We start from the raw sequence: 26,801 nt of genomic DNA, 5'->3' as shown, positions 1-26,801 counted from the left end.
ACGACCATCTCCCTTATACTCCCTTTGGGACTAAAGTCTGGATTACGCCTCGGAGGCGGCGATGTCAAGCGACCCGGCACTCACCACCACGTCCTACGCGATCCTCGGTCTGCTCTCGGTGCGCGCGTGGAGCACCTACGAGCTCGCGCAACAGATGGATCGCAGCCTGGGACGGATTTGGCCCCGGGCGAGGAGCAAGATCTACGAAGAGCCCAAGAAGCTCGTCCGTCTCGGGCTGGCACGGGCCGAGCGGCAGCTGGTGGGTCGCCGGCCGAGGACGGTCTACGCCATCACCGAGGAGGGCCGGGAAAGGCTCGTGGCCTGGTTGCACGAGCCGGGCGAGGGCCCGGTGCTGGAGTGCGAACAGCTGCTGCAGGTGTTCTTCGCCGAATCCGCCTCGCCGGCCGCCACCCTGGCCACCCTGCGCGCGGCACGTGCCTGGGCCGTCGAACGCAACCAGGGCAACCTCGCAGCGGCCCGCGACTACCAGTCGGGCGCCGGGCCCTTCCCCGAGCGCGCTGCCCAACTCCTCCTCGTCGGACGCTTCCTCACCGACTACTACCGGCTCGTCGCCGAATGGGCCGGCTGGGCCGCCGACGTCGTCGCACAGTGGCCCGAGGAACTCCGCGACGCAACCGTCGACGCCGAGCAGTTCGCCGAAACGGTCCGCCGAGCCGACTGGAACCCGGACTGACCCGGCGCGCGACCGGTGATGCCCACGTGCCGCGCGCGAGCCCGCGAAGCTGTCATCCTGTTCGGCGGCTGGTGGCGTGCGGCGGTCAGTCGGGGGAGGGGGTGGCGCGGTCGGTCGCCGCTTGGTCTGCGGCGGAGGTTCGAACGGGGTCGGTGCGGCTCGTCGAGACGATTCGGTGGAGTCGCCCGTCGGGCGCGAGGTTGCCGAACAGCCATACCTCGGAGACAAGTTCGGGGCCGCGGCGCATGGTGGTGCGTAGCGTGTAGTGGGCGGCGACGCGGTCGCCGTCGACGAGGGCGTCGTGGACGTTCAGGTGCAAGGCCGTCACGTTCCTGCGGGCCGGACGGGTGTGCGCGACCAGCTTGTCGCGATCGAGTAGCGCCCCGTCGTGCAGTTGCTCGAAGTCCGGAGTGTGGAAGCGGTCGAACAGGACGTCGGGCGGTTCGTCGCCGAAGACCGCCCCGGTGAGGTAGGTGTGCAGGTAGCCACGGAGGTCCTGCGCGGGAGAGATGGGTGCCGGGTTCATGCCGGGGTCCTCTCTGCGGTGACCGGTGCGATCCAGCTCTCGATGCGCTCGACGGCCGTGATCGCGCCGAAGGCGAGCACCCGGACCAGGTTCGCGTCCGTGCCCTGCTCCTGCGCGCTCGCGCGCCAGGACGCCACGTCCGCCTCGGTCAGTCGGTAGGGGGCGAGCGCGGCGAGCAGCGCGAGCCGTGCGGCGGGGCGGTCCGCGGCCGGCAGGCCGGCCAACGGCGTGTCCAGCCAGCCCGCGCCAAGGGGCGCATGGGCTCCGTCCCAGGCCGCGACGGTCGCGCCGACGCGTGCTTGCGCCTCCGGCCCGAGCAGTGCGGCACCACCTGCCGCGACAGCGCGCAGCGTTGCATACGCCACGCCGACGGGGGAGCCGCCTGCCCAGGCGGGTGGCACGGACGTCGGCAGGCCGGCGAGCAGCTTCAGACCGGGGCCCGGCTGCAGGGGCCGGCGCGCGGTGCGTCGGACGGTCAGGCCGGCGAGGCGACGCAGCAGACCCGAGCTGCGCAGCGGCTGTGGAATCAACGCGTCCTCGTCCAGCAGCGAGGTGACCATCCGGTTGACGAAGTGGCTGACCAGGACAGTGCCGAGGAACTCGGCCGCGTGCTCGGCCGGGAAGGGCGGAGCGGCCAGGGCCGGGTCGCCGGGCGTCCGGGTGGCCCCCGCCCAGGCGACGACTGCCGCACCCGTGCCGTCCGACGGCACTGCCCCGCTCCGCGTGGCCTCGGCGAGGTCGTGCTCCCCGGCTCCGTGGACGAGCAGGGCATGTGCCTCAACGCAGAACGGGCACCGATTGGCGCGCGCGACCGCCCCGGCGGCAGCCTCCTTGGCGGCGCGCGAGGCCCGCCCGGCGAGCTCGGCCTCGCGCAGCAGTGCCCAGGTGGCAGTCAGGAGTTCTGGGGCGGGCGACAGACTCATCAGGGGGCCGTCGGCGAGCAGGAACTCCGCGCGCATCCGGGCATACACCTCGGCGACCTGTCCTGTTGCCAAGGACTTCGGGACCGCGGGGGCGAAACGATAGGGCGCAGGCATGGAAGTCCCCGTTTCCTGCGGCTGGAAGCCACATTGCGACTCGCAGTTGCGATAATTTGAGCGTGCCACGCCCCCGCCCTCAATGCAACTAGGAGTTGCGATGCAGCAACCCGCCTCGGCGCGCCGAGCAACGATCGGCCGCGGCGCCAAGGTGCGGACGGCTGTCCTCGCCGCCACGATCGACGAACTGGTGGAGCGCGGCTACACCACACTGACGGTGGACCAGATCGCGCAGCGAGCGGGCGTGCACAAGACGACCGTCTACCGGCGCTGGGCCGACCTGGACGCGCTGATCGTCGACGCACTCACTGAGCACATCGCCGCCGACATCCCCATCCCTGACACCGGTTCCGTCGCGGAGGATCTGCGACTGCTGGCCCGCGGCCTGGTCGCCTGGATCAGCAGCCCCATCGGCCGCGCGGTGCTCGCGATCATGGTGTCCGACGCTGCCGTTCGCGTCCCCGAGCTGGCAGAAAGCCGCCGCCGTATCTTCCATGACCGCATCGAGCGGGCCCGCCCTGTCGTCGACCGCGCTGTCGCCCGCGGCGAGCTGCCGCCGGACACGGACGCAGCCGAACTCATCAAGAACCTGGCAGCACCGGTCTACTTCCGAGTCCTGATCACCGGCGAATCCGTCGACCGGCACACCGCCGACCATGCCGCCGCCGCAGCCCTCGCCGCGGCGCGGGACGCCGGCTCGGCATCGGGCTCGTAGTGCCAGTGTGATCGTCCCTCTCGGGATGACGGCACGTCACCCGAGCCGACGCCTACAGGTCGCGGGTCGCGCCCGTCTGTACGAAGCGGACAACGCAGCAACGGATGTGATCAAGAAACCTCGCCATTGCGTTGTATCGCCAGCAAGGATCCGGGAGCAGCGCCGCAACGGCTTCGCGGCAGCCCCTGCGACCGCGCCGTACGGTGGCCGACATCGGCCGCCACCGCAGGAATCCCCGAATCGGACACCCCGCACCTCCGTCGCGGTCACGCGGGCAGCGACCCGTGGGGGCGCATTGTCGGGTCGCTGTCCGAATATTGGCATTTTGTGACGTATCGTCACTGATCGTACGCCGACATGCCAAGCCGGAGCCGGTGGCGCCACCGGATCATCCGCGATCGCAACAGTCCAGGTCCTCGCGCCATGACGCCATACCAACCGGGAACATGCGTCCACGAGGACCCTCCACCTCAACACGCCACGGAGGCCCTCAGCATGCCCGTTGTCCCTCGACGCCTCGGTACGACCATCGCAACGGCTGCGGCCGCGGCTGCCATCGTTGCCCTGTCCGCCCCCAGCGCTCCCGCCGCCGTCGGCGCGGCAACGCGCAACGCCGACGCCGGGCACGCGGTCTTCGCCCAGACCAATGACCTGTCGGGCAATCAGATCATCGCCTACCACCGCGACCGGCAAGGGCGGCTCACCCAGGCCGGCACCTACGACACCGGTGGACGGGGCGGTCAGCTGACGGGTTCGGTCGCCGACCACCTGGCCTCGCAGGGCTCGCTGACCTACGACGCGGAACACGGCCTTCTCTTCGCAGTGAATGCCGGCAGCAACACCGTCTCGGTCTTCAGGGTCGACGGTGACCGACTGAGGCTGCGCCAGGTCGTCGGCTCCGGTGGCCGTTTCCCGGTGAGCGTCGCCGTTCACGATCACGTCGTCTATGTGCTCAACGCCCTGGACGGCGGCTCCATCCAGGGATACGAGCTGGACGGCGACCACCTGGAGAAGAAGGACGACTGGTACCGCTGCCTCGGGCTCGACCCGAATGCCACCCCGCAGTTCACCAACACCCCCGGCCAGGTCGGCTTCGTCCGCGGTGGCTCGCAGCTGGTGGTGACGACCAAGGCCAACGGCAACAACCTCGACGTGTTCGCGATCGACCACCGGGGCGCTCCGTCCGACTCCCCGGTGGTCACCAACCTGCCCGGCGCGGTCCCTTTCGGGTTCGTCCCCAACGACCGCCGCGGGATCTTCCTGACCGAGGCCGGCCCCAACGCGCTGGCGACCTTCGACATCCACCGCGACGGGTCGGCGCGGCAGGTGGCCTTCGCCGCCACCGGCCAGGCGGCTACATGCTGGGTGGTGGCGATCGGTGACCTGCTCTACACGTCCAACGCAGGCAGTGCCACCATCAGCGGCTTCCGTGCTTCCGACGGCGGTCGCCACCTCGCCGCCCTTGGCAACACCGGCACGGATCCGGGCACCATCGACGCGGCGGCGTCGTCCAACGGACGCTTCCTCTACGTCCAGACCGGAGTCAACGGCATCATCGACGAGTTCACCGTCAACCACGACGGCACCCTGACCCAGTTCGGCACCGCGGCCATCCCCGGCGGCGCGGGCAGCGAGGGTATCGCTGCCTCCTGATCCCTGGGGCCTGGTCGCCGCCGGATCCTGGGGGACCAGCCGCGATCAGCCAAAGAGAGGACGCCGACAGTCGCTGGTTTTCCTGGTCTTCCTGGTGCGTGTGCACGGTGGGCGGGATCTGCCCACCGTGCACTGGCTTCGGTCAGGGAGCCCAGGGCTCGCTCCCTGCCGGAGCGACGGACGGTCTGCCGGTGACGGGCTCCGGTCGGGTCGACCGGGTGTCGGCGCTCTGCCGGATCAGCGGTGTTCGGGGTTGCCCGAGTCGAATCGGCAGCCGGCGTCCCGCTGCGAGCACTGGTCGCCGGACTCTGGGTGCGCCTGCCGAGAATGTCATCCGCGCAGCTCAAAGGCTGGTAGGGGTTGCGGCAAGATGATCACCTGTGTTGCTGCGCCATGCCTATCTGGCTGTCTCCCATGCCTTCGCCGCGGTGCGGTTGCTGCCGATGAGTGACCGGGAGAAGGACGTGGAGATCCTTATCCTGCGTCATCAGATCGCAGTCCTGGAGCGGCGGCTCGGTGGGGACAGGTTGCAGTTCGGTCCGGAGGATCGCGCGTTCCTCGCTGCTCTGCTGGTGCCGCTGCCTCGGGAATTCCTGCGTCGGCTGCGGCTGCTGGTTCGCCCAGACGCGTTGCTGCGGTCGCGCCGTGATCTCCTGCGGCAGAGCCACGCACGCACCTGCCGGCCGAGAAACCACCCAAACCTGGCGCACTCCGCCCCAAGAAACGGGCAGATTGACCTAAAAGCTCATCAGATGCCCTCTAAGTCCATCGAGTTGCTCAGCCCACACGTCCACGCCCTCGAAACCAAGAAGGGCCTGGAGAAGATAAACGTACGCGTTGGCATCATCAGCCAGCGAGGGATCGCCCAGGGCCTCCTCGGCGAGTTCCCGCAGCGCGGCGACGTCACCCGCGTGCCTCTCGTAAGGATCTTCATCCCCACGCGGACGATCCGAGCTCGCGACGATGGCGCCCGGCCAGGACGAGTGGCATTTGACGGTCTGCGGGCGACCACTGACGTGCCATCTGCGTCAACGCAGGCACGGCCGCGTAGCTCGCCGAGTAGACAGTGCCCTGATGGCACAGTCGGGACCAGAGATCATCCCATTCCGGGGCCCCTGGGTCTCGGGCCGCTCGATCGAGGAGGTCGGGGATGTCTTCCGCCGTGCCGTAGGCATGCTGGAGATGGAGCCAGTCCGTCATGCCGGTGATCTAAGCAGACGACCGAAGGCAGCGAAGCCTTCACCTGGCTGGCGTTCGTCGACCGATGGCTCTGGCCCCTTTCCCAGGCGCCAAAGGGACCACACGATCGCCTGAACAGCTCCTCATCCTGAAGTCGGCGCCAGAATCGGGCATACCGGTTCAGAATGTCCTCTCACACCACGGAGGCGCGATAGGGATCCGTGGGCTCGATCTCGTGCTCCTCGAAGAGCCGCTCCAGCGCTTCATGGCCGTGCTCACGGCGATACCCGAGTTCAGCCGCCGTCACCGGAAGGGCCCAGAGGATGCGGGCGTGTCCGTTCGGGAGCGGGCAGTGCTCCAGGTCCGGGTCGTGGAGGTAGGGCAGGCTGAGGAGCAGATGGTCGCAAGACGAACCAGGCATCCACGGCTCACCGATGGGCATACTGTGTTCAAGATCGAGGTGGTGGGCTGCATGGTAGTAGGCGATCTTGGCGAGCAGGTCGACGAAGCTCACGTCGCCAGCCGGAGAGGTCAGGACGAACTCAATTCCGTGGCCTTGCTTCTCGACCGCGGACCAGCAGCCGGCAGTGACGTACGTCCAGACGTTGCAGCGGGGGCCCGGGCTGGCCGCGATGATGCGCAGCCCAGGGACGGCTTCTCGACGCCCGGGCCCGAGGTCGTAGTCGTGGGCTTGAACCTGGTCGTGACCTGCAAAGAAGCCGCGCACGTGTGACTCGACGCCCGCGATGGCCTGTTGTCTGCGCTTCGCTTTGAACATGGCTTGGATGATCTCAGGTGTGGCGGTGGGTTTCTTCGCCGACCCATCAGCCTTCCGCGGAACTCCCCAGGGTCAACGGCAGGATGCTGCGCCGGGCGTGTAGGCGGTGGCGCCGCTGCACAGGGCGATGGCAGCGGCGGCGAGGGCAGCTCGGCGGAGTGGAAGTTTGATCACGACCGGCCCAACGATCACCCCGGCCGCGGGTTGTGCCGGATGGCGTGATGCCACGCAGGTGGAGCACTCTGCAACCGGACCGTCGGCCGCTCGTCTGGCATGACCAGCTGCACCTGCCCGCCGCCCGAACACGATCTCTGCGCGCACTGCGCCGGCTGGGGCCACGAGCCCGGCACCACCGGCCACGAGCTCCCGCCCTGCACCCTGCGGTGGGCACGGCGGCATCAGCCCGCCCGAGTTCGACTGCCCCGCATGGGAGCTGCACCCAGTGCGGTGACGGGCGATGCCTACGCGGTCCAGTACTCCTGTCGGCGAAGGGCCGTGATGTCCATCGCCTGCGCCGCTCGACCTCGCTCGCTCGGCACTTCGAAGCTCGCGCTCGTAACTTGGCTCAGGTCGCGAACTACGAGCCCATGGTTCCGGAGCCGGGTTGCGTGCTGGGGGACGGCTGAGCGGGCTGTTCTGAGGATGGCTCCTGCCGGTTGCGGCGGGTGGGCGGGATGGCCTCGTTCTTCGAGCAGGCGGAAGCGTGCGAGGACATTGCCTGGCTCGAATGGGGCGCGTGAGGCGACGGCTCTTCAGGTGAAGTCGCTAGCATCCACGCGTCGGCTCCACGCCCGGCGACACCCCTGCAGGAGGACGGCATGGCAGGAATGGATCACGGGTCCCTCGCGGGCCTGGACGATGTGCCGTGGGCTGAACTCTGGCACGCCTATGGACTTGCCGTCGATGTCCCCGATCAGTTGCGAGCGATGCAGGCGGGAGACTGGGAGGGCAGGTACCCGCCCATCGCTCAGCTCGCGAACCACATCGTGCATCAGGGGACGCGGTATCAGGCTGCGGTGCACACCATTCCGTTCCTCGTGCGCATGGCATTGGATGCAGGACAGACGCACCGGGACCAAATTGTCGGGCTGCTGTGCTCGATCGCGATCGGGCTTGAAGACGACCACCTGCCGAGCGGTTACGACCCACGCGAGGACGTGTCAGACCGGGAGAACCTGCGCAGCCAGGCCGACGAGTGGGCCCAGTGGATCGCAGAGGCGCCTGACGCCGACATACGCAAGCAGCGTCAGGAGTCTTGCCGGCAGTTGCTCGGCCAGGCTGAGGCCGCGGTGCGTTCCTACGATGCGGTGAAGGAGGCACTTCCCTCTCTCGCGGTTCTCCTCCGGGCTGACAGCCCGGAGCTGCGGGCAGAGACAGCGAATCTCCTGGCCTGGTTCCCGGAGTCTGCTCCGGTGACGATCCCGCTGTTGAAGGCGTTCATAGTCGATGAGGTCGTGCCCGGCGCGGCCGCGACGGGGCTGGTCGCCCTGGGGCTGCTGGGTGATCCGGCCGTCGTGTCCTTCCTCCAGGGCTACCTGGAGAGCGCGGTCGCCGAGCTGCGTTGGGCCGCCGCTTTCGCGTTGACAAGGTTCGGGATGGATGAGCCGGCCGTGGTCGACGTCCTTCTCCACGCGGCCGCTTGCCCGCCGGAGAAGACCAGGACAATGTCGTTCCTATCCGGTTCCTACTTGGGTCTGACGACGATGGCTCTGGCCGACACCTCCGAAGCCACGACGCCGCGTGGGGTCGGTGCTGTGTTGACCGGCCTGGCCACCTGTGTCGGCAGCCAGTGGTCGGAGGACACGCACTACACGGAGACGTCACTGATCCCGCGCGTGTTCCCAGGCGCTTCCGCCGAGGACGAGTCGCCGTGGCCGGCTGATCCTGTCGAACCGCGAGTTGCCTTCGAGGAGTTGAACCCGGCGCAGCAGCAAGTTCTGCGCTACATCGCGGACCAGGGCAAGACTTGGTCGAACTCCGGCAGGCATGCCCTGGAGCACTGGACAGTACCGACCAGCGCGGATGACCTGCGTGCCTACATCGCAGCAGCCTCGAATCCCGATGGTCGGGTGTAGTGAGGCGGCCTGGTTGGTTCATGCCAGCTGCGCACTGAGCCGGGTTCCGTTCGTCTCGAGCGCCGGTCGCGATCAAGCAGGCAGGGCGTACTTTCCGCTGGTCGGGGGCGGGGTAGAGGCGTTCGTGCTCACGGGAGGCGCGGAAGCGCCAGAGGTGGTCCAGATGGCCGTTGGAGACGAAGGCGCGCAGTCGGAGGACGGCTTCCGCTCCGTGCAGACCCCAGCGGGCGCCGGTGATGTCGAGGCGGTCGGCGATCAAGCGGCGGCAGGCGCCCTCGACCGCGCCGGTCGCGATGGGCCACCCGTTGTTGAGCGCGGTGTTGTCGTGCAGTGGTCGAGGTGGCCGGTCAGATAGCGATGGCAGGCGTCGACGGCCTTGCGCCGGGAGATTGTCAGCTGTTCCCGCTCAGCCTGGGCGGTCATCTCCGCGGCCACGCGGGCCGCATCGCCGGAGCCGTTCCGCAACACCTTGATGCACTACGGCCTCGACATGCGTATCCCGGCCGACGCACTCGACCTGGCAGACTCGCTGTTGGGCTGGCGCCGGTCTACTTCTCCTCATGCGCTGACTCCGGTGATCTGTCGACACTGGTAGACACGGCTCTCGCCGACACGGCCGCAGTTCTCAACGACTGGTCTGCGCTCCGCTGAGCCGCCGGGTAGGGGACGCACGTTGCACGCGGCACCTATCCGGGTCTTGCGGTGGCTCGGGCCTGGTCCCGAACGCCGTGAAGGAACGCCTCGATAGCTGATCGGCGCAGGCCAGCTGGCCTGCGAGCGGCAGAGTGGTCGCTCGGTGGTCGCACCCGGGATCAGGGGATCGAGAATGGAGTCCCTCCGTCAGCGCTGCTTGGGAGGCGATCACCATGCGTGCGATCGCAGGTCGTGGACGTGTCTACCGTCGCTGTGGATGCCGGGATCCCCAGCACCGCCAGCTCGGCGCCCGCTGCCCGACGCTTCTCTCGGACCCGCGCCACGGCACCTGGACCTTCGCCGTGGACCTGCCCGGAACCGACCGCCGCACCACGGTCCGTCGAGGCGGCTTCCCCACCGAGCCGGCCGCCCGTGCCGCCCTGCGCCGGCTGCTGGAGGGGACGGCCGTCGGCTTCAACGCCGACCCCAACCAGACGCTCGCCGACTATCTCACCGCCTGGCTGGAAGCCAAGCAGCTCCGGCTCAAGCCGACGACCTTGGCGCGCTACCGCGACTACATCAGGAACGACCTCATCCCCGCGTTGGGCGACGTGCTCCATGACGACCTCGGCTACGCCCACCTGGCTGGCTACGTCCACACCCAGCTCGAACGCGGACGCGGGAAGGTCACCGTCCACCAGATCCTGGCCACCCTCTCTAGCGCGCTCGGCGACGCCGTCCGCCACCACCGTCTCGCCCGCAACCCTGCCCGCCCCACCGTCATCCCCAGGCCGGCCGCCGCGGAACGCCGCATCTGGACCCCGGACGAGGCGGCCCGGTTCCTGCGCTGCTGCCACATGCTCGACCCGCTCTTCGCCGACCTCGTCGAAGTCATCATCGGGACCGGCCTGCGCAAGGGCGAAGCACTCGGACTGCACTGGGAAGATGTCCACTTGAGGGAGCAAATCCTCTTCGTCCGCTGCACCCTTTCGGCGGTGGACAACAACCGACTGGTCCTCACCAGTCCGAAGACTCGCAGCAGTAAGACCTGGGTTGCGCTCTCCGACCGCGTCGCCCGCGCCCTCGAAGACCGCGCCTCCCTGTGCGACTTGGTCGGCAACGGGGGAGAGGACCACGGAGGATTTGTCTTCAGTCGCGCCGACGGTCGGCCGCTTCACCCGGCCTACGTACTGCGGCGCTTCTACTGGCTCTGCGACAAGGCCGACGTGCCCCGCTGCGCCATCCACGACCTGCGGCACCTCGCCGCCACGATCTCCATCACCAACGGCGTGCCGCTCACCGTGGTCTCCAAGACCCTGCGCCACGCCACGCTCTCGACGACCGCGAACATCTACGCCCACCTCACCGCCCAGGCCGCCCGCCAGGCCGTCGACACCATCGACGACACGCTGGACCGCGCCGACCGCGCCATCCTGGCGCCTGCTGTGGTGCTCCGAGCGGTGTTGCGACCACAGGACGATCACGCGGCCGGGTGCCGGAACCAGCTGATCGAGCTCAAACCGATTCCAGGCCAGGCGAATTGCGAGAGTCGGTCAACGTGGCCGCCGCGGGCCGCGACCACACTGCGACCACCAGGTACGCACACAACGAAAAGGCCGTCCCCGCCTCTCGGTGGAAACGGCCTCCGACCTGCGAAAACGCTGGTCGGGACGACAGGATTTGAACCTGCGACCCCTTGACCCCCAGTCCAGCGAGAGCCTCACAAAACACCTCGTTGTCCAGGTTGTGCACGTCGATCACGGGTGTCAGGGTTGGGTTTGGGTAGATCGTGCGCGGGCGTGCGGAGTGTGTGGTCCCCAATTGGTCCCCAGGGGCGGCGGGCGTGTCCGCGACGATGGTGTCTCGGAAGCTGAGACGAGGCTGCCTCTTGGCCGGTGCTGTTGAAGGCGGCGAGTGCTACTGACCGTTACGTGGCCTTGTCCGTGCACATGCCGCCAGGTTGATCACCTGGCGTCCGGCGTGGCTGTCGTGGACTTGAGGGGTAGGCTGAGGCCAGCCGATCGCTGCCGAGTTCGACGACCTCTTCGAGTGGATCCTGGACCCAGATCTCCGCTGAGTCTGGCCGACCGCGACCGAGACGCACGAGACCGGATACGCCTCCCTCGTCGAGGCCGAGCTGCCCTGGACCAAAGCCGACGACACCGACGTCGAGGTCAGCGAACGGGAGGGCACGTCGCCGCGCCTGGAACTGGCGCCCAAACCTCCTGGAACAGGAGGACAGTTCGCCATGCCTGGTATCTATGCCCTCATCGATCCCGACGGACGGCTCCATTTCCGTGACGGCGACACCCGCGCGATGCTCAACGACCCCAACGCCGCGCAGGCGAGCACCATCGCCTTCACCATCCTGCGCGCCCAGGGCAGAGCCCAAGGGCTGTGCGGCTACACAGAGGACGGCCTCCGTGCCTCCGGCCGGCAACCCAACCCGGTCGGCCAGGCGCTCATGGCCGCCTTCGGCAGCCCCGATCCGCCGATCCACGGCGCCCTGGCCATCTGCGGCACCCATGACATCCCCGGTGACACCATGACCGGCCTGTGCGGACTGAGCGAACCCCAGCAGCGACTCATCCGCTCCGTCCACGCCGGAGTGCGCCAAGAAAGAGGGGAAGCAGGTCAACGGCCATGACCACGCTGAGGGCCGAGTACGGAGTCGCGACCGCCGTACTGTGGCACATCGTCCCCGACGCCAACGGCGCCGCCCTCTGCCACAGACTGTTGTCATCTATCGCAGAGGTGCGCCCGATGACCGATGCTGACTGCGAAGACATCGAAGTCAGTCAGCTGTGTCTGCGCTGCCGTACCGCCCTGGCGCGGGCTCCCAGAGAGACCGATGACCAGAGCTGAGACCTTGCCTCGGGCAGGCCCGGTGTCGGCGTTCGCCGAGAACGGCAGGGGCACCGCAGCCGGTGTTCGGAAGACCCTCGGTGCTTTCAGCCCACTCCGCGCCGGGCCGGAGAGGACCGGCCCCAGGTCCCTGATCATCAGCATGGCACGGGGACAGTTCGCTCCGGGATCAGACCTCGCCCGGGTGTGGGTGGTCGCCGCCGGACGAACGGTCGGGGAGCGGACCGGGCGCTTCGGGGGCGCGTGTGGTGTCCACTGTGAGGTGCAGTCTCGTACCGGTCCCGTCCGGCCCCGCCGGATAGCTGCGCTGTTCGGTGCTCACGAACGTGCTGCGCAGCACAAGCGCGACCTGGCGCGCGGCGTCTGGCGTGGCTGCGATGACGCGGACGTCGGCGTGCCCGAGCGGCGGCAACGGCTCGTCCTGCACAGGTCCTCCACTCCCCAGGGACAGGTGACATGGTGTGGGCCGGTCGGTGGCCGACCGCCGGCCGGGCTTCCGGGGTCCGCCCCACCGTGGATCGTCGACCCTGCGACCGCCGGGAGCCACGGCAGCCAGGGGCAGGGCTTGGCGCGCCCGACGGCCTTCACGCTACTCCGGCCCCACCGGAGTAGCGTGGAATCGGCCCCGGAAGCGGCTCGGCGCGTCGGCCTCTGCCTGGCGGAGCGACGTCAGCCGTCGGGCGGGGTGGTCCGTTGCGGACAGGCGGTGTCCCATGAGTGTCGATCCTTCCATCACGCCGTCAGCGGGAAGGCTGCTGCCGGACGGGAACGACTGGCCGCGGGCGCCCGGTGCGGTGGTCCTGCGGCTGGAGACGACCGCGTCGCGGCTCGGGGCGCACGACGGGGCCTGGTGGCCGCGCTCACGCGACCTGGCTGCGGAGCTTCCGGCACTCATCACGGCGGTGACGGAGTCCGTGGGACCGATCGAACGGGTGGGCCTGGACGCCGTCGCGTGGGACGAGGTGCCGGGACGGATGACCGTCGACGACCGGGTCGTCCATATCGACTGGTTCCCGGTCGGCGACGACACGGTGATCCTCACCCGCGGCGCCCACGACCACTTCGTGCTCCTGGTCGTGCCGCCCGACATGGACCCTGCGGCCGCCCAGGCCGCCATGGCCGCGGCGGTGCTGGCCGGCGCCTCGGACTCGGCCCGGCAGATCTTCGTCAAGACCGGCATCGCACCTGCGGTGTGACCCGTGGACCGCCGGACGACAGGGAAGCCTGGGGACTACGATCCCCGAGATCCGGCTGTGGCCGTGTGGCATGTCCGTGACTCCACGCCGGACGATCTCGAGGCAGTGGTGCGGCTGGACGGCGAGAACGCCGGCGCGGACCCGCCCGCTGTCTTCCGTCTCTCGGAGGTCGTGGCCGCGCTGCAGGCCGGGAATCCGAGCGTGGTCGCGGTGGCCGAGGGACATCTCGTGGGTGCGGCGGTGGGCCGGGTGGACGGGGACCGGGCCTGGGTGCTGCGCGTCGCCCTGCATCCGGCCTGGCGCAACCTGGGCCTCGGCACGGCGCTGGTCTCGGCACTGGAGCATCGTCTCCAGGCGGCCGGAGCCAGGATCGTCGCCGCCGTTCTCTCGGCGGAGGCGACCGGTGCCACGGCGTTGGGCAACTCGGGCTTCTCCCCCCACCAGGGCCTGACGTACTTCGAGAAGGTCGCCGTGGTGAGCGCACAGGGCTCAGCGGTTCTGGCGTCGCTGGGGGGATCGGTGCCCGATGCCGGTCTCTGGGGGCAGCTGAGAGGCATGACCGACGAGAAGCGGCTCATCGAACGGCGTCTGGTGCTCCCGCTGGCCAATCCCGAGGTCGCGGACGAGCACGGCGTGGAACCTCCCCGGGCGGTGGTGCTGTTCGGGCCACCCGGAACGGGGAAGAGCACGTTCGCCCGAGCGGTGGCCGGCCGGCTCGGGTGGCCGTTCGTCGAGCTCTTTCCCTCACGGCTGGCGTTGGAGGGTGGGCTCGCCACGGGCCTCGGGCATCGTTTCGGGCAGATCGCGGAGCTCGACCGGGTGCTGGTCTTCATCGACGAGGTCGAAGAGGTCGCCAGTACGCGCAACCTCGCGGACCCGGCGTCGGTCGGCGTGGTCAACGAGCTCCTCAAGTCGATCGTGAGCTTCCGTGAGCGTGACGGCAGGCTGCTGGTGTGCGCCACCAACGCGGTCTCCGCCTTGGACCCGGCTTTCCTGCGGCATGGCCGCTTCGACTACGTCCTGCCGGTCGGGCCGCCGGACCGGGAGGCCCGCATCGCGTTGTGGACCGGGTACATCGCCAAGACGGGCACGGACGCCGACACGGAAGCCCTGGCGGACGCCAGCGACGGATTCACTCCCGCCGACATCAAGCAGGTCGCCCGGGGGGTCGCCCAGACGGTCTTCGAGCGCACTCTCGACACCGGCGAACGGGCACGTCCCACCACTGCGGACTACCTGGACGCCATCGGCAGCACCCGGGCGACGGTGACCGAGGAGATGGCCCGGGAGTTCGCCGACGACGCGACCCGGTACGGCCGGACCTGAGGACTCGCGGCGCAGGGGGGTGACACTCCGCAGGCGTCGGCCGCGTCCGGCCCTGCCGAAGTGTCGCGGTTATGGTCGGAGCATGGCCCGTACCCGGCTCTACCGAAGCGGCGTCCTCGCCCGCGAGGGCTTCCCGGTGAGCGACGTCTCGCGGTACCTGGCGGAGCCGGACGCCGTCGTGTGGCTGGACCTGTGTCGACCGGAGCCGGCCGACTTCGCGGCGGTGGGCGAGGAGCTGGGGCTGCACGAGCTCGCGCTCGAGGACGCCGTGCACACCGGACAGCGCCCGAAACTGGACAGCTACCGGTCACACCAGTTCCTCAGCGCCTACGCGGTCTCCGTCGCGCCCGACGGCGTGAGCCTGGTGACCAGTGAGATCGCCGTACTGATCACCGCGAACGCGCTGATCACCGTCCGCAAGGACACCGGTCTGCCGATCGACGAGGTGGTGGCCCGCTGGGACCGGGCGCCCGCCGCCGCTTCCCCGGCGCCCGGCGTGGGCCTGCTGCTGTACGGCCTGCTCGACTACCTGGTGGACGGGCACTTCGCTGCCGTACAGCATTTCGACGACCGCATCGAAGAGCTCGACGACCTGCTCTTCGGCGAGGAACGCAAGCAGATCCAGGAGGTGCAGCGGCGCTCGTACGAGCTGCGCAAGTCGCTGGTCCGCCTGCGCCGGGTGGTGCTTCCCATGCGGGAGGTCGTCAACTCGTTGATGCGCCCGGACCTGGGGGTGGTGCCGGAGCCGCTGATGCCGTACTACCGCGACGTCTACGACCACGTCCTGCGCGTCACCGAGTGGACCGAGTCGCTGCGGGACATGCTCACCTCCCTGGTGGAGACCAACCTCTCGGTCCAGGCCAACCGCATGAACATGATCATGAAGAAGGTGACCAGCTGGGCGGCGATCATCGCCGTCCCGACCGCGATCACCGGCTTCTACGGGCAGAACCTGCCCTACCCCGGCTTCGGGAACGAGTCGGGATTCCTCGTCTCCAGTCTCGTCATCGTCGTCCTCTCGGTGCTGCTGTACGTCGCCTTCAAACGCAAGGACTGGCTCTGACCGGAGTCGGGGGGCAAGCTGAATGGGGACATCCCGAGGAAGGGGGCCACATGGTGATCGAGGCTGCGGACATCCGTGAATGGCGCACCCGGGACGTCGTGGACCCGGGCGGCCACAAGATCGGCGTGATGGAGGCGGTCTATGTGGACACCACCACCGACGCGCCGGCCATGGCCACGGTGCAGGTCGGCCTGCCCACCCGTCACCGGCTCGTCTTCGTTCCCCTGGACGGAGCGGTCGTCGGCCCCGGGTACGTCCGGGTCAACTACGCGAAGTCGCAAGTGAAGGGGTGCCCGGCGATCGGGGTGGACGACGTCCTGCCCGCGACGGAGGAGGAAGCGATCTTCCGGCACTACGGCCTGTCCTACCAGCCCGGCGCGGCGGGCGAGCGGCAACTCGCACGGCGCTGACCGACATGCCCCGCACGGAAGGGTGGGCGTGATGGCTCTGTTCCTGTTCGTGATCATCGTGGCGATCGTGCTCGGGATCGTCGGCGCCGTCGCCAAGGGCCTGCTGTACCTCCTGGTCATCGGAGCGGTGCTCCTGGTGGCCGATCTGATCTACCTGGGCTGGCGCTGGAGGCGATCGGGGCGCCAGGCCCAGCGCTGACGCCCGCGCCGGGCGCCGGGAGCGGGCAGCGCGGCTGTGCTAGCCGGCCGGGGGCTGTGCCCCGTCCAGTTGTTCCTGGAGCCACTTCAGCGCTTCCGGCGTGGCCCCGTTCGCCCTCGCGTAGTCGAGCAGCCGCTCGACCTGGCCGTCGAGGAGAAGCCGGACGTCCTGCTGCTGCGCGACCAGGAATCCCGCCGCCATGCCCTTCATACCCCAGGCGGCGAGGGCCTGCTCCACGGCTGCCCGGTCGCCCCTGCGGGCGTCGTCCATGATCCGGTCGGTCAGGGCCTCCAGGTCGATGTCCATCGTCATGCACCCAGCCTGCGCGGCTCGCGGCGGATGTGCGAGACGACCCACCCCAGGTCACCCCGGGTACGCCCGGATGCCGCCCACCCCACCCTGGACCGGGGACGCCACGGCGGGCTCGTCGCCGTGCAGCAGGTCGACGGCATCGGCGAGCAGCGGAGCCACGGAGCACACCTGGAGCGGCAACCCTCCGGCAGGCTCCACGGGAAGGGTGTCGGTGACGACCAGACGGCGGATCGGAAGCCGTCGGAGCCGGTCCCGGGCGCCGCCGACGAGCAGGGCGTGGGTCGTGGCCACGGTGATGTCGGCGACGGCGCCGTGGGCGAGCAGGACCTTCACGGCCGTCTCGACTGTGCCTGCGGTGCTGATCATGTCGTCGATGATCACCGCAGGTCGCTCCGCGACGCGTCCGACCAGTTCCTCGGCCAGCACCTGCGTGCCGGACACACGTGTCTTGCGGACCACGGCCACGGGGAGGCGCAGCAGGCGGCCGTAGTGCTCGACGAGCTTGACCGCGCCGAGGTCGGGTGCGACCAGCACGGCGGCCCGGGACAGTTCCTGGCCCAGCGCGTCCGCGAGCAGCGGCACGGCGGTGAGCACTTCGACCGGGACGCCGCACATCGCCTCGAGCGCGGCGGTGTGCGGATCGATGACGACCCGCCGGTCGGCGCCTGCGGCCACCAGCAGGTCGGCGGCGACGCGGGCGCCCACCGGCTGCCCGGCGGTGGTGCGCCGGTCCTGCCGGGCGTAGCCGAAGTACGGTACGAGCGCGGTGAGTCTGCGCGCGCCTCCCCGGTGGCACGCGTCGAGCAGGAGCAGCAGCTCCACGAGGTTGTCGTTCACCGGCGGCCCCGTGGGCTGGACCAGGTACAGGTCCGCGCCCTGCACGTCGCCCACCACGGGCCGCAGTTCGCCGTCGGGGAAACGTTCGGTCTCGCAGGCCACCGGTTCGGTACCGAGCGTTGCCGCGACGGCCTGCGCCAGGGCTCGGTGGCCTGTCCCCGCGACGATCCGAGGCCTCATCGCCGATCCGCGTGTGCCACGACGACTCCTCTCCGCGACCCGCCCCCGGGCGGCCAGTCGGTCAGCTGCTGAGCTGCTCGGCGGTGATGACGCCCAGCGCGAAGCCGTCGGCGTCGACGACGGGCCAGACGTGTGCGTCGTGTTCGCGCATGGCGCTGGCGACGGCGTCGATCGGGGTGTCGGGGTGCGCGAAGGGTTCGAGCGGGCGGACGAGGTCGCGCAGCCGGGCGTGCTGGCTGTACCAGGGCTGGGACAGGTAGCCGCTGAGGTCGTCCTTGGTGACGAGGCCGACGCAGTGGCCGTCGTCGCCTCGGACGAGCAGGTGCTCCACGTGGGCGCTGTGCAGGATGTCCAGGGCCTTGTCGACGGCGGTGTGGTCGCTGACCTGCAGGTCGGCGGGGACCATGACGTCGGCGGCGTGGGTACGGTCCGGGGACTTGTCGAGGGTGGACGCCATCGGGGTCTCCCTTGGTGCTCGGGGTCGCTCCCGGCTTCGAGACGCTCGGGGTGTCCTGGCCAGGGAGGCCGGGCTCGAGGCCGGGGCCCAGGTCGGGGACTGGGCGGATTCGACGCCTGGGCGGAGGGATCAGGCAGGGTGGGCGGTGGCGCGTCCTGATGTGCCGACGGGTGGGGCAGACGACGCACCGCGTCTGCCGTCGTGTGCGTCATCCCCTCGAGTCCATGCTAACCCTGGGCGCTGTCCTGGCCGGAGGGGGCCGATCGGCGATACCCGGCTGCCGACCGGGCCGGCTCTTCCGTTCCGCGCGGTGTCGCCCCGTCGGCAGGCGAGCCCCGGCCGTAGCCTGGAGTCGGCCGTCATGGTGCGCCGGTGTTCCGCGGCTGCGCGGTGAGGCGTCGAGGGCGGCTCAGGCTCGCCCGTTGATCCGTGCCGTCGGCAGGAGCGGGACATGGACTTCGTTGTCGTCGTCGAAATCCCCCAGGGGAGCCGCAACAAGTACGAGATGGACCACGCTCTCGGGCGCATCCGGTTGGACCGGATGCTCTTCACCTCCACCCGCTACCCGGCCGACTACGGCTACGTCGAGGGCACTCTCGGACTGGACGGTGAACCGCTGGACGCACTCGTCCTGGGCGGCGAACCCACCTTCCCGGGGGTCCTGATCCGCTGCCGTGCGCTGGGGATGTTCCGCATGAACGACCAGCGGGGCGAGGACGACAAGGTGCTGTGCGTCCCAGCCACCGACCCCCGTATGAACCACCTGCACGAGCTCGACGACGTGTTCCCCCATGACCTCCGGGAGATCCAGCACTTCTTCGAGGTCTACAAGGACCTGGAACCCGGCAAGTCCTTCGACGGCGCCTCCTGGCTCGGCCGGTCGGCGGCCGAAGAGGAGATCACCTCGGCACGAGCCAGGCCGGCTACCGGCCCCTCGCGGGAGCACGAGTCCGGGGCGACCCCGACGCACAGCTGACCGGCGCCGTACGAACTCCGGTTCGCGCGGGCGGTCCGCCGCCGTCGCCACATCATGGCTCCCGCGATGGGTACTGCCGTCACATCGCGGTAGTCATGGATGACCTGAGCCCGCTGAGGAGGATGTCGAGACCGCGTTCGAGTTCCGCGGCGCCGTCGTAGGAGGCCAGGACCGAGGCGAGGCTGCGGAGCAGGGGGAACTCGTGGATCGGCAGGCGGTGCAGGCCCAGCCTTAGCAGGTCGTCGGTCTCGTCGGGGTTCTCGACGAGCTCCTGGAGTTCGTTGAGGACGTGTCCGTGCAGGAAGCCGAAGAGGGCGCGGTAGATGTGCAGGGCGTCGGCTCCGCTGAAGCCGGCGCGGGTCAGCAGGTCTAGGACGTCCTCGAGCGGGCGAAGAGTGCCGCGGGGGCGCAGTGCCAGTGGTGTGGCCAGCGGACGGGTGACCAGCAGGGGCACCACGTGAGGGTGGGTCAGCGCGATTCGGCGGAACTGGTGTGCCACACTGCGGAGTTGGGCGGTCCAGTCGGGGTCTGCGGGGTCCACCGTGAGCTCGGCGAGGACCGTCTCGGCGACGCCGTCGAGCAACGCGGCCTTGTTCTCCGCATGGCGGTACAGGCTCATCGGGTCGCGGCCGAGCGCGCGGGCCAGCCCGCGCATGGACAGCTTCTCGATGCCGTCGCGGTCGACGATCTCCAGCGCGCAGGCCAGCATTCGCTCGCGGGTGAGCTTGCCGTCCGGATGTGCCTCGGGTTCCCGAAGTGCAGCACCGATTGAGGACGTGTCCATGCCGTCACCCTCCTCCGCCGGGGGCGGGCTTCGTCGCCGTGCGAGAAGGCTCCGAGGCCCTGTAGACCTACGATCTCACATGAACTCGTAGATCTACACTGTAGACAGCGGTGTAGATCGGGAGTTAACTGTAGGTCTACGGCGTATATCCCATAATGGGAGGAAACGTCATGATCATTGTTCTCGGACTCCTCATCCTCGTCGTCGCGGCCGTCATGGCCGTGGCGGGAATCTTCGGCAACACCGGCAGCACCCACGCCGTCAACGGCGCGTTCTCGGTGTTCGGCCACCACATGACCGGCTCCACGGGAACGCTCTTCCTCTTCGGCATCATCGTCGGCGCAGCGGCCATGCTCGGGCTGGGCCTGCTCCTGACCGGCGCGCGCCGCACCTCACGCCGCGGCCTGAACGCGCGCAGGGACCTGCGGCAATCCCGCCGCGAGACCGTCGCCGCGGACAAGGACCGCGAGATTCTGGCCGGGCAGCGTGACACCGCCCGCGCAAGGACGGCAGCCGTCGCGCAGGAACGCGACGACCTCGCGGAACAGCGTGACGACCTGATCGACCAGCGCGAACTCGACCAGCGTAAACGCGTTCCTTCCGGATCGTCGGGTACGCGCGCGATCGCGGCATCGGATGGCGCTCCCGCGCCGTCGGGCGGAGGCACCCGCGGTCTGCATCTCTTCGGGTACCACCTCACGCGCCGCTAGGCCCCCGCCGAACGGCGAATCCCTCGCGAAAGGAACTCGGGCATGAGTGTCGCCAAGAAGCTCGCCCACAAGGCCGAAGCGGTCAAGGGCGGCGCGAAGAAGGCCGCAGGCCGCGCCACCGGTGACCGCGCCCTGGAGGCCGAAGGCCGCACCGACCAGGTCAAGGGCAACACCAAGCAGGCCGGCGCGAAGGTCAAGGACGCGCTCAGGCCCTGACCTGGAGTGCCACACAACCGCCCCCGGCAGCCGAATCGGCAAAGCCGCCTACGTCCACTGGACCTGGGCGGCGCCGGATTCGCCCTGCGCGCCCTGCGGCTGCTCGGCTTCGTCTTCCGAGGCCAGGGCAGCACCGCGGGCAGCCGCAGCCATTGGTACCGCTGGTAACGCTGCGGTAGGCCGCTCCGGGTCCCGGAGTTGGTGAGGTCAGCGATGCCGCGGTGATCGGGGGATCTGGTCGGTGTCGAACTCGCCGTCGGCGATCAGCCGGGCCAGGTGCGAGAGCTGGTGGTGGTGGGAGCGGGCGTAGGCGCGGAACGCTGCGAACGCCTGGTCCGGGGTGACCTGCCAGCGCTCGGCCAGGATGCCCTTGACCTGTTCCAGGACGATCCGGCTGGTGAGTGCGTACTGGAGCTGTCCGCGCTCGGTCTCGCTGTGGGCCAGGGTGCGCTGCTGCAGGATGGCGATGGTGGCCACGTCCGCCAGCGCCTGGGCCAGGGCGGTGTCCGCGTCGCTCAGGGCACTGCCCCTGGTCTGGAACAGGCCGAGCGCGCCGATGACGCGCCCGCGCAGCCGCATCGGGATCGCGTTGGTGGACAGGAAGCCGGACTGCAGGGCGGCCGGGGTGAACTGCGGCCACGCCTGCGAGGCGTTCGGGTCCGCGAGGTCGATGTTGGTGCGCGGCCGGCCGCTGCGGTAGCACTCCACACAGGGACCCTGGTCGTGCTGCAGGGCGAAGAGTTCCAGCAGCCGGGTGTTCTCGTCCGAAGCGGCCAGCACCTGCAGCACGTCGTGCTCGTCGGCCAGCAGCACCCCGCACGCCGCGACGTCCAGCAGTTCCACGCAGCGCTCGGACAACCGCTGGAGAAAGTCGATCAGGTCGAAGTCATCGATCAGGGAGTCGGCGGCCTCCACGAAGACCTTGGTCAGTTGCTGCTCGCGGGCCATGGCGATCAGTCCTTGTCTGAGACGGGCAACGGATTTCCGTCGCCGTTGCCGTTGAGGTCCAGGCGCAGCCGCCGCGCGACCACGTCCCGGGAGACGTCGGTGAGCGGCCGGCCGCTGCTGTAGGCGTGCGCGCGCAGCCGCACCAGAGCCTGGGGCAGGGACACGTCGAGCTGGACGCTGACCATGCCGGTGGCCTGGTGCACGACGGCGTGCAGCAGCGTATCGGCGGAATCGGCCGGAGCGGCCCCGTTCGGGCCCGGCACGACGCTGCCGAGCGCGCGCCCGGCCAGGGCATGCGCCAGGACCTGCGCGTCACCGACCTGCCCGTCGGTCAGCGGCCCGGCCGTCCGGCGTACCAGGGTCAGCACACCGACGCGGATCGCCCCGATGCCCATCGGGAAGCAGAACACCGCGCGCGCCGCCAGGCCGGCTGCCTCCACGCTCAGAGCCGGCCAGCGTTCGGGCCGCACCAGCGCGAGGTCGGGCACCAGCACCATCGCGTCGCCGCGCACGGCCTCGGGGCCGGGGCCCTCGCCGAGAGTGAACTGCAGGTCCTCGAAGCTGCCGGCGGCATCGTCGGTGCACCACATCAGCTCCGCCCGGTCACCCCCGGTCGCCAGGGAGACCGTCAGCCCGGTCACGCCCAGGGTCACCGCGGCCAGCACGGCGACGTCCGCTGCGGCGTCGAACCCTTCCTCGCGCTGAAGCAGCCGCAGAACCTCGGCCATGCCGTCACTGATCACCGGTTGTCCTGTTCCGGAAGGACCTGGGACGTTGCAGATCGCCACCCGACAACGAAGGGGCTGCCGAGTTGACGGCGATAGCGCGTGCCCCCGTATCCCTACGACTCCCGACCAGTGCGACCACCGTACCGCGCTCTCCGTCGCACCGGTGCCCAGGCGACGAGGCGAGCTTCCGCAACGGCGACGACGCCGAGGGGAGCAGGGCGCGGGTCTCGCTGGTGCGGCCCATCGCGACCTCCTCGCTGCGTCGAGCGGGTCTCCCCGTGCAACACAGAGAACTTATGGCAACACAGTAGTCGGGGATCTGCGCCACCGGCCCTGCCCGCGACGGAGGCGACGGAGGCTGGGCGGCTCTACGCCGTGCGCGCGGGCTGCGGCGCGAGCAGGAGGCTCTCGGTGTCGGTCAGGGCGAGCAATCGCGCAACCGGCGGTGCCGGGTGGTGCAGTCGCACGGATGCTCCGATGGCCGCGGCGCGGTGGTAGGCGTCCAGGAACGCGCTCAGGCCGCTGCAGTCGCAGAAGCCGACGTGGGTGAGCTCGACATCGATCGTGCGCGCGCCATCGAGCAGGCACCGCGTCAGGGCTCGGCGGACCAGTGAGACGGAATCCAGATCGATGTCGCCGATCAGGGTGATCTCCGCACTGCTCCCGCGATCGTGCCGCTCGACTGCCAACGTCGCCGCCCCCGCTCGGGGCTGGGGAAGGCTGTGGCTGACCATCAGGCGTCGAGTGACGACGCTTTCCGCGGACATCCAGATCTCCTCGGCTGTCTCGTCCGTGAGACCGCCGGGGGCTGGGGCAGCCGGAGCAAGGCCGCAGTTGCGACCTGAGGCCGGGCGTCGGGGGAGCCGCGTCGTACCGGCCTCGACCGTGCGCGCCGACCAGGCAAACAGGTGTTCTGCTGGGAACTCTACGACGTGCCGAGGCCGTCTGCTGTCACGCGGACCAGTCACGGACCCCGGAGCCTCGTCGCAGCGCGTCCCACTCCTCCCGCGGTCGGCCCGGGCCGGGCAGGGTCAGATCCGGGTGAGCGGTTCGTCGGGGCTGAAGGCAGTGGGCCATGAAGCGGCGCGAGTACGGGCGACGTCGGCGCGCAGGCGGGCCTTGCCCAGTTCGCCGAACGGCGGGGCCTGTGAGGGCAGCATCGCCGGCGCGGAGTCGAAGCCCTGCTGGACGGGGACGGGGTGGAGCAGGGCTTGCAGGAGCTCGGCGTCCGAGGGGGCGAGCTCGCGGCGGGTCTCGGCCGGGGCGGGCACCGGGCGGGACTGGGTGTCGAAGAAGCGCAGCATCTCGACGGGGAAAGGCATCACCAGGGTGCTGTTCTTCTCCGCAGAGACGTCCACGACGGTCTGCAGCAGCCGGAGTTGGAGTGCGCCGGGAGTGTCGGCCATTACGGCGGCCGCCTCGGAGAGTTTCTGGGAGGCCTGGAACTCGCCGTCGGCGGCGATCACGCGGGCGCGGCGTTCACGCTCCGCCTCGGCCTGCTTGGACATGGAGCGCATCATCTGGTCGGGCAGGGCGATGTCCTTGATCTCGACGCGTTCGATGCGCAGTCCCCAGGGTTCCTCGGTTGGGGCGTCCATGACCTCTTTGAGTTCGGCGTTGATCTGGTCGCGGTCGGACAGCAGGGTGTCCAGGTCGGCGCGGCCGATGACGGAGCGGAGCGAGGTCTGGGCGATCTGGGAGACGGCGTGGGGGTAGTTGTTGACGTTGACCAGGGCTTTGACGGGGTCGATGACGCGGAAGTAGACGACGGCGTCGACGGTGACCGTGACGTTGTCGGCGGTGATGGCTCCCTGGGTGGCGACGCCGAGGACCTCGGTCTGGACCGAGACCTTCCGCATCCGGTCGCCGATCGGGCGGATCAGCCGCAAGCCCGGATCGCGCATGCCCGGCAGGAGCCGGCCGAACCGGAAGACGACACCCTTCTCGTACTGCTGGACGGTGCGCAGGCTGAGCGAGACCAGGACGAGGGCGGCGATCGCGAGGAGTACCGCGACAGTGATCAGGATGATCACGATGTTCACATCCTTCGATGGTTCGTCACGCTTCGCCGCGCGGACGGGTGTCGCCAGCTGGGACACCCGTCCGCGCGGCGAAGCAGGTTCAGGAGCAGCGTCCGGCGCGTCGCCGTCAGGGACGGTGAAGTGTCGGCCGGGCCGCGGGGCTTCGTCGGTGGAGGCGCCAATGGTGCGGCTGGGCTGCCGTCGGCGACATGGCGTGGCGGGCGTTGGCCAGCTGGATCAGCAGCACGCCGGCGCCGATCATGGCGGCGATCACGAGCAGGGTGAGGAGCGTCGTCACCGTTCTCACCTGCCTGAGGACACGCTGATGCGGCCGATGGGCATGATCAGCGGAACGGACCGTGCCGCGCCGCCCTCGGATTCCCATGCGGCTTCCGCGCCGATGTCACGGGCCGGGGCGTCGGCCGCGTTGGTCGCGTCGTTGACGCTGCGGTCGCGTTCGGCGGCGAGCAGGGCGCTCGCAGCGGACGAGCCGGCCGGGTCGCCCGCGGCGGCCATCAGCCGGGCGGCGGCCGCCTGGCTGGTTTGCGGTGGGATGACGAGCAGGTCCCAACGGCCCGTGCGGTAGGACAGGAGCAGGAGCTTGTGCGGGTCCTGCTCGGTGGTGAACCAGCCGACCTTGACCACATGTCCCCGGACCGGAACCTCGCGGGGCAGCGACTCCCAGTGGCGAGGGTTCACGTTGACCCTGGTGATCCGCCCCCACACCCGGTCCAACGTGGGGATGAGTGAGGGCAGTTCGCGAAGGAGGTCGTCGGAGTGCGGCCACCAGGCGCCGTCCAGGGCGCCGACGGGGAGGCCGCCGCCTCCGGCGGCGGGCCGCAGGGCGAGGCGCAGCACGGGGGATTCCGTGCGGGGCGGGGGAAGGGCGACCGAAGGTGGTCGCATGAGTGACACGGACATGATGCGCGTCCTGTCCCCGGACCCGCGCGCAGGCCCGGCGTCGGCGTTCGCCGAGAACGACAGGGGCACTGCAGCCGGTGTGCGGAAAACCCTCGGTACCTTTGTTCTACCCTGCGGCAGCGATGTGAACCGATGCGAGGCGCCCGATCCGGCCCAGGCCACTCAGGCCGTACCAGGTCGGGCCGCCGGTGGCCGTCACGGTCGTCCTGTTCGTCGCCTTCGCCGCTGCCCTGTCCTGTCTCGGGATCGGCCGGTGCGGCGCGGCGCGCAGCGCAGCCCTGAGCCGGATGCAGGGCGGCACGCCGGGACGGCCGACTGGGCTGTCCACGCAGTCCGCCAGGACAGCCGGGCGCGGATGCCAGAAGATGTTCCTGGGCAGTCGAGGCTTCCCCGGGCGCCCGGGACCGTATGCAGGGGTCTCATCAGACCGCCCCACGTATCGTGCCGCAGGCCCGCTGAGGGCCGAGGACGAAGGAGCCCACTGGTGAATACCCGCGCGAACACATGGGCGACCTGGACCACCGAGGGCATCTTCTCCGGGCACGGTGGAGTGCAGACGGAGGAGGGGGACGTCCTCCAGGGCGAGGTGACCGTGCACACCACCTGGAGCGGCGGGCAGGCCAGCATCACGGTGCAGTACGTGGGGGCCGAGGACTGGTACACGCTGCAGGGCAGTCCGCTTCCGGCGGGCGACGAGGAGACCGCGCGGAGCCTGCACCAGGCAGCGGTGAAGACGGTCCAGCGGGGGCGCGGGGCGTAGCCGTGACGACGGACCCGGACGTCCTGCGACGGCGCCTCGCGGAACAGGAGCGACGGGACCGGGGCCCGGACCGGACCGGAGGCAGCCATGGCGCGGGTGACGATTCACGGCGGTGACCTGGTGGTCCGGCCCTCCTGGCGGGAACGAGCAGTGATGCGGCACGGGCTCGTGCGGGCACCGCTCGCCGCCGTGGCGCGCGTCGAGGTGCTCGCCGAGCCATGGCGTTGCCTGCGCGGCAGCAGAGAGAGCGGACTGTCGATCCCCGACAGGGCGTGGCTGGGAGTGTGGCGGCACCCGGCCGGGCGTGACTGGATCGCGGTACGTCCATGGCGTGGTCCTGTCCTGATGGTCGAGCTGCGGCCGCCGGCCGAGTTCGCCCGCGTCGCCCTCTCCGTTGCCGATCCGCAGGAGCAAGCGGCCCGCCTGCGCGGGGCCGTCGACGAGGCACTGGTGACGTGCGAGCCGCGCGGTGCCGACGCGGACCTGACTGCTCCGCCCCCGGTGTGATCACCGAGGAGCAGCCTCGTCCTCGTCGAGGCGCGGCTCTTCCTGAGACCGAGCGGTGCGGACCTCCGGACCTCACGGTCTACAGCGCCCGAACA

At 69.9% G+C, this 26,801-nt stretch carries 31 protein-coding genes and 1 pseudogene; 16 read left to right on the top strand and 16 right to left on the bottom strand.

The genetic code is table 11. The features are described 5' to 3' along the window. The first annotated feature begins 61 nt into the window (after positions 1-61). Positions 62-694, top strand: a complete 633-nt coding sequence (locus tag BS83_RS31680) for a PadR family transcriptional regulator (RefSeq protein WP_037606837.1) — start codon at positions 62-64, stop codon at positions 692-694. 85 nt (positions 695-779) lie between these two features. On the opposite strand, the gene BS83_RS31675 is transcribed toward BS83_RS31680, so the two are convergent. Then, positions 780-1,220 (bottom strand): nuclear transport factor 2 family protein, encoded by a 441-nt coding sequence (locus BS83_RS31675; RefSeq protein WP_051944404.1) that lies wholly within the window; start codon positions 1,218-1,220, stop codon positions 780-782. Continuing rightward, positions 1,217-2,179, bottom strand: coding sequence for a carboxymuconolactone decarboxylase family protein (locus BS83_RS31670; protein ID WP_232248546.1), 963 nt, complete (start codon positions 2,177-2,179; stop codon positions 1,217-1,219). Before BS83_RS31670 ends, BS83_RS31675 begins: the two co-directional genes overlap by 4 nt. 178 nt (positions 2,180-2,357) lie before the next feature. Between BS83_RS31670 and BS83_RS31665 the strand changes: the two genes are divergently transcribed. After that, on the top strand, positions 2,358-2,972 hold the full coding sequence (locus BS83_RS31665) for a TetR/AcrR family transcriptional regulator (protein ID WP_232248544.1): 615 nt from the start codon (positions 2,358-2,360) through the stop codon (positions 2,970-2,972). 495 nt (positions 2,973-3,467) lie between these two features. Beyond that, on the top strand, positions 3,468-4,625 hold the full coding sequence (locus tag BS83_RS31660) for a lactonase family protein (protein WP_051944403.1): 1,158 nt from the start codon (positions 3,468-3,470) through the stop codon (positions 4,623-4,625). 374 nt (positions 4,626-4,999) lie between these two features. On the opposite strand, the gene BS83_RS45910 is transcribed toward BS83_RS31660, so the two are convergent. Together BS83_RS45910 and BS83_RS31650 are read right to left on the bottom strand one after the other, a co-directional pair. Then, positions 5,000-5,293, bottom strand: a complete 294-nt coding sequence (locus BS83_RS45910) for a hypothetical protein (RefSeq protein WP_037606835.1) — start codon at positions 5,291-5,293, stop codon at positions 5,000-5,002. A 704-nt stretch (positions 5,294-5,997) separates the two neighbouring features. Further along, entirely contained in the window at positions 5,998-6,582 is a 585-nt protein-coding gene (locus tag BS83_RS31650; protein WP_051944402.1) for a suppressor of fused domain protein, read from the bottom strand. A gap of 818 nt (positions 6,583-7,400) precedes the next feature. Here BS83_RS31650 and BS83_RS31645 point away from each other — a divergent pair. After that, the gene (locus BS83_RS31645) at positions 7,401-8,657 is read left to right on the top strand and encodes a HEAT repeat domain-containing protein (protein WP_157597395.1); all 1,257 of its coding nucleotides are present in this window, start codon (positions 7,401-7,403) and stop codon (positions 8,655-8,657) included. A 156-nt stretch (positions 8,658-8,813) separates the two neighbouring features. On the opposite strand, the pseudogene BS83_RS49025 reads toward BS83_RS31645, so the two are convergent. Further along, positions 8,814-8,973, bottom strand: a pseudogene (locus tag BS83_RS49025) (ISKra4 family transposase); the annotation flags it as partial. Between the two features lie 679 nt (positions 8,974-9,652). On the opposite strand from BS83_RS49025, the gene BS83_RS31635 reads away from it, so the two are divergent. Then, complete coding sequence (locus BS83_RS31635) at positions 9,653-10,990, top strand: tyrosine-type recombinase/integrase (RefSeq protein ID WP_232248543.1); 1,338 nt, start codon at positions 9,653-9,655, stop codon at positions 10,988-10,990. A 548-nt stretch (positions 10,991-11,538) separates the two neighbouring features. Next, positions 11,539-11,937, top strand: a complete 399-nt coding sequence (locus BS83_RS31630) for a hypothetical protein (protein ID WP_037606833.1) — start codon at positions 11,539-11,541, stop codon at positions 11,935-11,937. A 387-nt stretch (positions 11,938-12,324) separates the two neighbouring features. On the opposite strand, the gene BS83_RS31620 is transcribed toward BS83_RS31630, so the two are convergent. Further along, a complete protein-coding gene (locus BS83_RS31620) occupies positions 12,325-12,582 on the bottom strand; it encodes a hypothetical protein (protein ID WP_037606831.1) in 258 nt (85 codons plus the stop codon). A gap of 286 nt (positions 12,583-12,868) precedes the next feature. Here BS83_RS31620 and BS83_RS31615 point away from each other — a divergent pair, with 286 nt between their 5' ends. The 5 genes from BS83_RS31615 (at position 12,869) to BS83_RS46765 (ending at position 16,349) form a co-directional block, all read left to right on the top strand. Next, positions 12,869-13,351, top strand: coding sequence for a DUF5994 family protein (locus BS83_RS31615; RefSeq protein ID WP_037606830.1), 483 nt, complete (start codon positions 12,869-12,871; stop codon positions 13,349-13,351). Between the two features lie 57 nt (positions 13,352-13,408). Next, positions 13,409-14,677: an ATP-binding protein gene (locus tag BS83_RS31610; RefSeq protein ID WP_037606829.1), complete on the top strand. Its 1,269-nt coding sequence runs from the start codon at positions 13,409-13,411 to the stop codon at positions 14,675-14,677. Positions 14,678-14,759: 82 nt separating this feature from the next. Beyond that, on the top strand, positions 14,760-15,740 hold the full coding sequence (locus BS83_RS31605) for a magnesium transporter CorA family protein (RefSeq protein ID WP_037606828.1): 981 nt from the start codon (positions 14,760-14,762) through the stop codon (positions 15,738-15,740). A 53-nt stretch (positions 15,741-15,793) separates the two neighbouring features. Beyond that, positions 15,794-16,150: a PRC-barrel domain-containing protein gene (locus BS83_RS31600; protein ID WP_037610249.1), complete on the top strand. Its 357-nt coding sequence runs from the start codon at positions 15,794-15,796 to the stop codon at positions 16,148-16,150. 31 nt (positions 16,151-16,181) lie between these two features. Next, entirely contained in the window at positions 16,182-16,349 is a 168-nt protein-coding gene (locus tag BS83_RS46765) for a hypothetical protein (protein WP_170183521.1), read from the top strand. A 39-nt stretch (positions 16,350-16,388) separates the two neighbouring features. Here BS83_RS46765 and BS83_RS31595 read toward each other — a convergent pair whose 3' ends face one another. The 3 genes from BS83_RS31595 to BS83_RS42405 form a co-directional block, all read right to left on the bottom strand. Beyond that, positions 16,389-16,661, bottom strand: a complete 273-nt coding sequence (locus tag BS83_RS31595; RefSeq protein WP_037606827.1) for a hypothetical protein — start codon at positions 16,659-16,661, stop codon at positions 16,389-16,391. Positions 16,662-16,712: 51 nt separating this feature from the next. Continuing rightward, positions 16,713-17,678, bottom strand: a complete 966-nt coding sequence (locus BS83_RS31590; protein WP_051944400.1) for a ribose-phosphate diphosphokinase — start codon at positions 17,676-17,678, stop codon at positions 16,713-16,715. Positions 17,679-17,739: 61 nt separating this feature from the next. Further along, positions 17,740-18,135 (bottom strand): CBS domain-containing protein, encoded by a 396-nt coding sequence (locus BS83_RS42405; RefSeq protein ID WP_051944399.1) that lies wholly within the window; start codon positions 18,133-18,135, stop codon positions 17,740-17,742. A 451-nt stretch (positions 18,136-18,586) separates the two neighbouring features. Here BS83_RS42405 and BS83_RS31580 point away from each other — a divergent pair, with 451 nt between their 5' ends. Continuing rightward, positions 18,587-19,111 (top strand): inorganic diphosphatase, encoded by a 525-nt coding sequence (locus BS83_RS31580; protein WP_037606825.1) that lies wholly within the window; start codon positions 18,587-18,589, stop codon positions 19,109-19,111. Between the two features lie 79 nt (positions 19,112-19,190). On the opposite strand, the gene BS83_RS31575 is transcribed toward BS83_RS31580, so the two are convergent. Then, a complete protein-coding gene (locus BS83_RS31575; RefSeq protein WP_084714455.1) occupies positions 19,191-19,895 on the bottom strand; it encodes a TetR/AcrR family transcriptional regulator C-terminal domain-containing protein in 705 nt (234 codons plus the stop codon). Positions 19,896-20,065: 170 nt separating this feature from the next. Here BS83_RS31575 and BS83_RS46760 point away from each other — a divergent pair, with 170 nt between their 5' ends. Both BS83_RS46760 and BS83_RS44455 read left to right on the top strand, forming a co-directional pair. Next, positions 20,066-20,605, top strand: a complete 540-nt coding sequence (locus BS83_RS46760) for a hypothetical protein (protein ID WP_063774265.1) — start codon at positions 20,066-20,068, stop codon at positions 20,603-20,605. A 42-nt stretch (positions 20,606-20,647) separates the two neighbouring features. Continuing rightward, positions 20,648-20,821 carry a CsbD family protein gene (locus BS83_RS44455; RefSeq protein ID WP_084714452.1) on the top strand — a complete coding sequence of 58 codons (174 nt, stop codon included), beginning with the start codon at positions 20,648-20,650 and terminating at the stop codon, positions 20,819-20,821. A 207-nt stretch (positions 20,822-21,028) separates the two neighbouring features. Here the strand turns inward: BS83_RS44455 and BS83_RS31565 are convergent, their stop codons facing one another. The 6 genes from BS83_RS31565 to BS83_RS31545 all read right to left on the bottom strand — a co-directional run bounded on the left by BS83_RS31565 (position 21,029) and on the right by BS83_RS31545 (position 25,439). Next, positions 21,029-21,769, bottom strand: a complete 741-nt coding sequence (locus BS83_RS31565; protein WP_037606824.1) for a GAF domain-containing protein — start codon at positions 21,767-21,769, stop codon at positions 21,029-21,031. A 5-nt stretch (positions 21,770-21,774) separates the two neighbouring features. Continuing rightward, positions 21,775-22,512: an ANTAR domain-containing protein gene (locus tag BS83_RS31560; protein WP_051944398.1), complete on the bottom strand. Its 738-nt coding sequence runs from the start codon at positions 22,510-22,512 to the stop codon at positions 21,775-21,777. Between the two features lie 353 nt (positions 22,513-22,865). Then, on the bottom strand, positions 22,866-23,264 hold the full coding sequence (locus BS83_RS31555; protein WP_232248542.1) for an STAS domain-containing protein: 399 nt from the start codon (positions 23,262-23,264) through the stop codon (positions 22,866-22,868). Positions 23,265-23,528: 264 nt separating this feature from the next. Continuing rightward, positions 23,529-24,530, bottom strand: coding sequence for an SPFH domain-containing protein (locus BS83_RS31550; protein WP_232248541.1), 1,002 nt, complete (start codon positions 24,528-24,530; stop codon positions 23,529-23,531). Positions 24,531-24,645: 115 nt separating this feature from the next. Further along, complete coding sequence (locus BS83_RS45900; RefSeq protein ID WP_157597394.1) at positions 24,646-24,816, bottom strand: hypothetical protein; 171 nt, start codon at positions 24,814-24,816, stop codon at positions 24,646-24,648. 5 nt (positions 24,817-24,821) lie between these two features. Next, positions 24,822-25,439 carry a DUF5994 family protein gene (locus BS83_RS31545; protein ID WP_051944397.1) on the bottom strand — a complete coding sequence of 206 codons (618 nt, stop codon included), beginning with the start codon at positions 25,437-25,439 and terminating at the stop codon, positions 24,822-24,824. A 484-nt stretch (positions 25,440-25,923) separates the two neighbouring features. Here BS83_RS31545 and BS83_RS31540 point away from each other — a divergent pair, with 484 nt between their 5' ends. Together BS83_RS31540 and BS83_RS31535 are read left to right on the top strand one after the other, a co-directional pair. After that, positions 25,924-26,199 (top strand): hypothetical protein, encoded by a 276-nt coding sequence (locus tag BS83_RS31540; RefSeq protein WP_037606822.1) that lies wholly within the window; start codon positions 25,924-25,926, stop codon positions 26,197-26,199. Between the two features lie 87 nt (positions 26,200-26,286). Next, positions 26,287-26,706 carry a hypothetical protein gene (locus BS83_RS31535; protein ID WP_051944396.1) on the top strand — a complete coding sequence of 140 codons (420 nt, stop codon included), beginning with the start codon at positions 26,287-26,289 and terminating at the stop codon, positions 26,704-26,706. Positions 26,707-26,801 lie beyond the last annotated feature (95 nt).

This window comes from Streptacidiphilus rugosus AM-16 (assembly GCF_000744655.1).
Classification (GTDB): Bacteria; Actinomycetota; Actinomycetes; order Streptomycetales; family Streptomycetaceae; genus Streptacidiphilus; species Streptacidiphilus rugosus.
The sequence above is the reverse complement of the archived record's forward strand: the minus strand, read 5'-3'. Positions and strand labels throughout refer to the sequence as shown.

Excerpts from the sequence above, each read along its gene's own strand:
- BS83_RS31680 (WP_037606837.1), top strand. The coding sequence starts at position 62 with ATGTCAAGCGACCCGGCACTCACCACCACGTCCTACGCGATCCTCGGT.
- BS83_RS31675 (WP_051944404.1), bottom strand. The coding sequence starts at position 1,220 with ATGAACCCGGCACCCATCTCTCCCGCGCAGGACCTCCGTGGCTACCTG.
- BS83_RS31670 (WP_232248546.1), bottom strand. The coding sequence starts at position 2,179 with ATGCGCGCGGAGTTCCTGCTCGCCGACGGCCCCCTGATGAGTCTGTCG.
- BS83_RS31665 (WP_232248544.1), top strand. The coding sequence starts at position 2,358 with ATGCAGCAACCCGCCTCGGCGCGCCGAGCAACGATCGGCCGCGGCGCC.
- BS83_RS31660 (WP_051944403.1), top strand. The coding sequence starts at position 3,468 with ATGCCCGTTGTCCCTCGACGCCTCGGTACGACCATCGCAACGGCTGCG.
- BS83_RS31650 (WP_051944402.1), bottom strand. The coding sequence starts at position 6,582 with ATGTTCAAAGCGAAGCGCAGACAACAGGCCATCGCGGGCGTCGAGTCA.
- BS83_RS31645 (WP_157597395.1), top strand. The coding sequence starts at position 7,401 with ATGGCAGGAATGGATCACGGGTCCCTCGCGGGCCTGGACGATGTGCCG.
- BS83_RS31630 (WP_037606833.1), top strand. The coding sequence starts at position 11,539 with ATGCCTGGTATCTATGCCCTCATCGATCCCGACGGACGGCTCCATTTC.
- BS83_RS31615 (WP_037606830.1), top strand. The coding sequence starts at position 12,869 with ATGAGTGTCGATCCTTCCATCACGCCGTCAGCGGGAAGGCTGCTGCCG.
- BS83_RS31605 (WP_037606828.1), top strand. The coding sequence starts at position 14,760 with ATGGCCCGTACCCGGCTCTACCGAAGCGGCGTCCTCGCCCGCGAGGGC.
- BS83_RS46765 (WP_170183521.1), top strand. The coding sequence starts at position 16,182 with ATGGCTCTGTTCCTGTTCGTGATCATCGTGGCGATCGTGCTCGGGATC.
- BS83_RS31595 (WP_037606827.1), bottom strand. The coding sequence starts at position 16,661 with ATGACGATGGACATCGACCTGGAGGCCCTGACCGACCGGATCATGGAC.
- BS83_RS31590 (WP_051944400.1), bottom strand. The coding sequence starts at position 17,678 with ATGAGGCCTCGGATCGTCGCGGGGACAGGCCACCGAGCCCTGGCGCAG.
- BS83_RS42405 (WP_051944399.1), bottom strand. The coding sequence starts at position 18,135 with ATGGCGTCCACCCTCGACAAGTCCCCGGACCGTACCCACGCCGCCGAC.
- BS83_RS31580 (WP_037606825.1), top strand. The coding sequence starts at position 18,587 with ATGGACTTCGTTGTCGTCGTCGAAATCCCCCAGGGGAGCCGCAACAAG.
- BS83_RS31575 (WP_084714455.1), bottom strand. The coding sequence starts at position 19,895 with ATGGACACGTCCTCAATCGGTGCTGCACTTCGGGAACCCGAGGCACAT.
- BS83_RS46760 (WP_063774265.1), top strand. The coding sequence starts at position 20,066 with ATGATCATTGTTCTCGGACTCCTCATCCTCGTCGTCGCGGCCGTCATG.
- BS83_RS44455 (WP_084714452.1), top strand. The coding sequence starts at position 20,648 with ATGAGTGTCGCCAAGAAGCTCGCCCACAAGGCCGAAGCGGTCAAGGGC.
- BS83_RS31565 (WP_037606824.1), bottom strand. The coding sequence starts at position 21,769 with ATGGCCCGCGAGCAGCAACTGACCAAGGTCTTCGTGGAGGCCGCCGAC.
- BS83_RS31555 (WP_232248542.1), bottom strand. The coding sequence starts at position 23,264 with ATGTCCGCGGAAAGCGTCGTCACTCGACGCCTGATGGTCAGCCACAGC.
- BS83_RS31545 (WP_051944397.1), bottom strand. The coding sequence starts at position 25,439 with ATGTCCGTGTCACTCATGCGACCACCTTCGGTCGCCCTTCCCCCGCCC.
- BS83_RS31535 (WP_051944396.1), top strand. The coding sequence starts at position 26,287 with ATGGCGCGGGTGACGATTCACGGCGGTGACCTGGTGGTCCGGCCCTCC.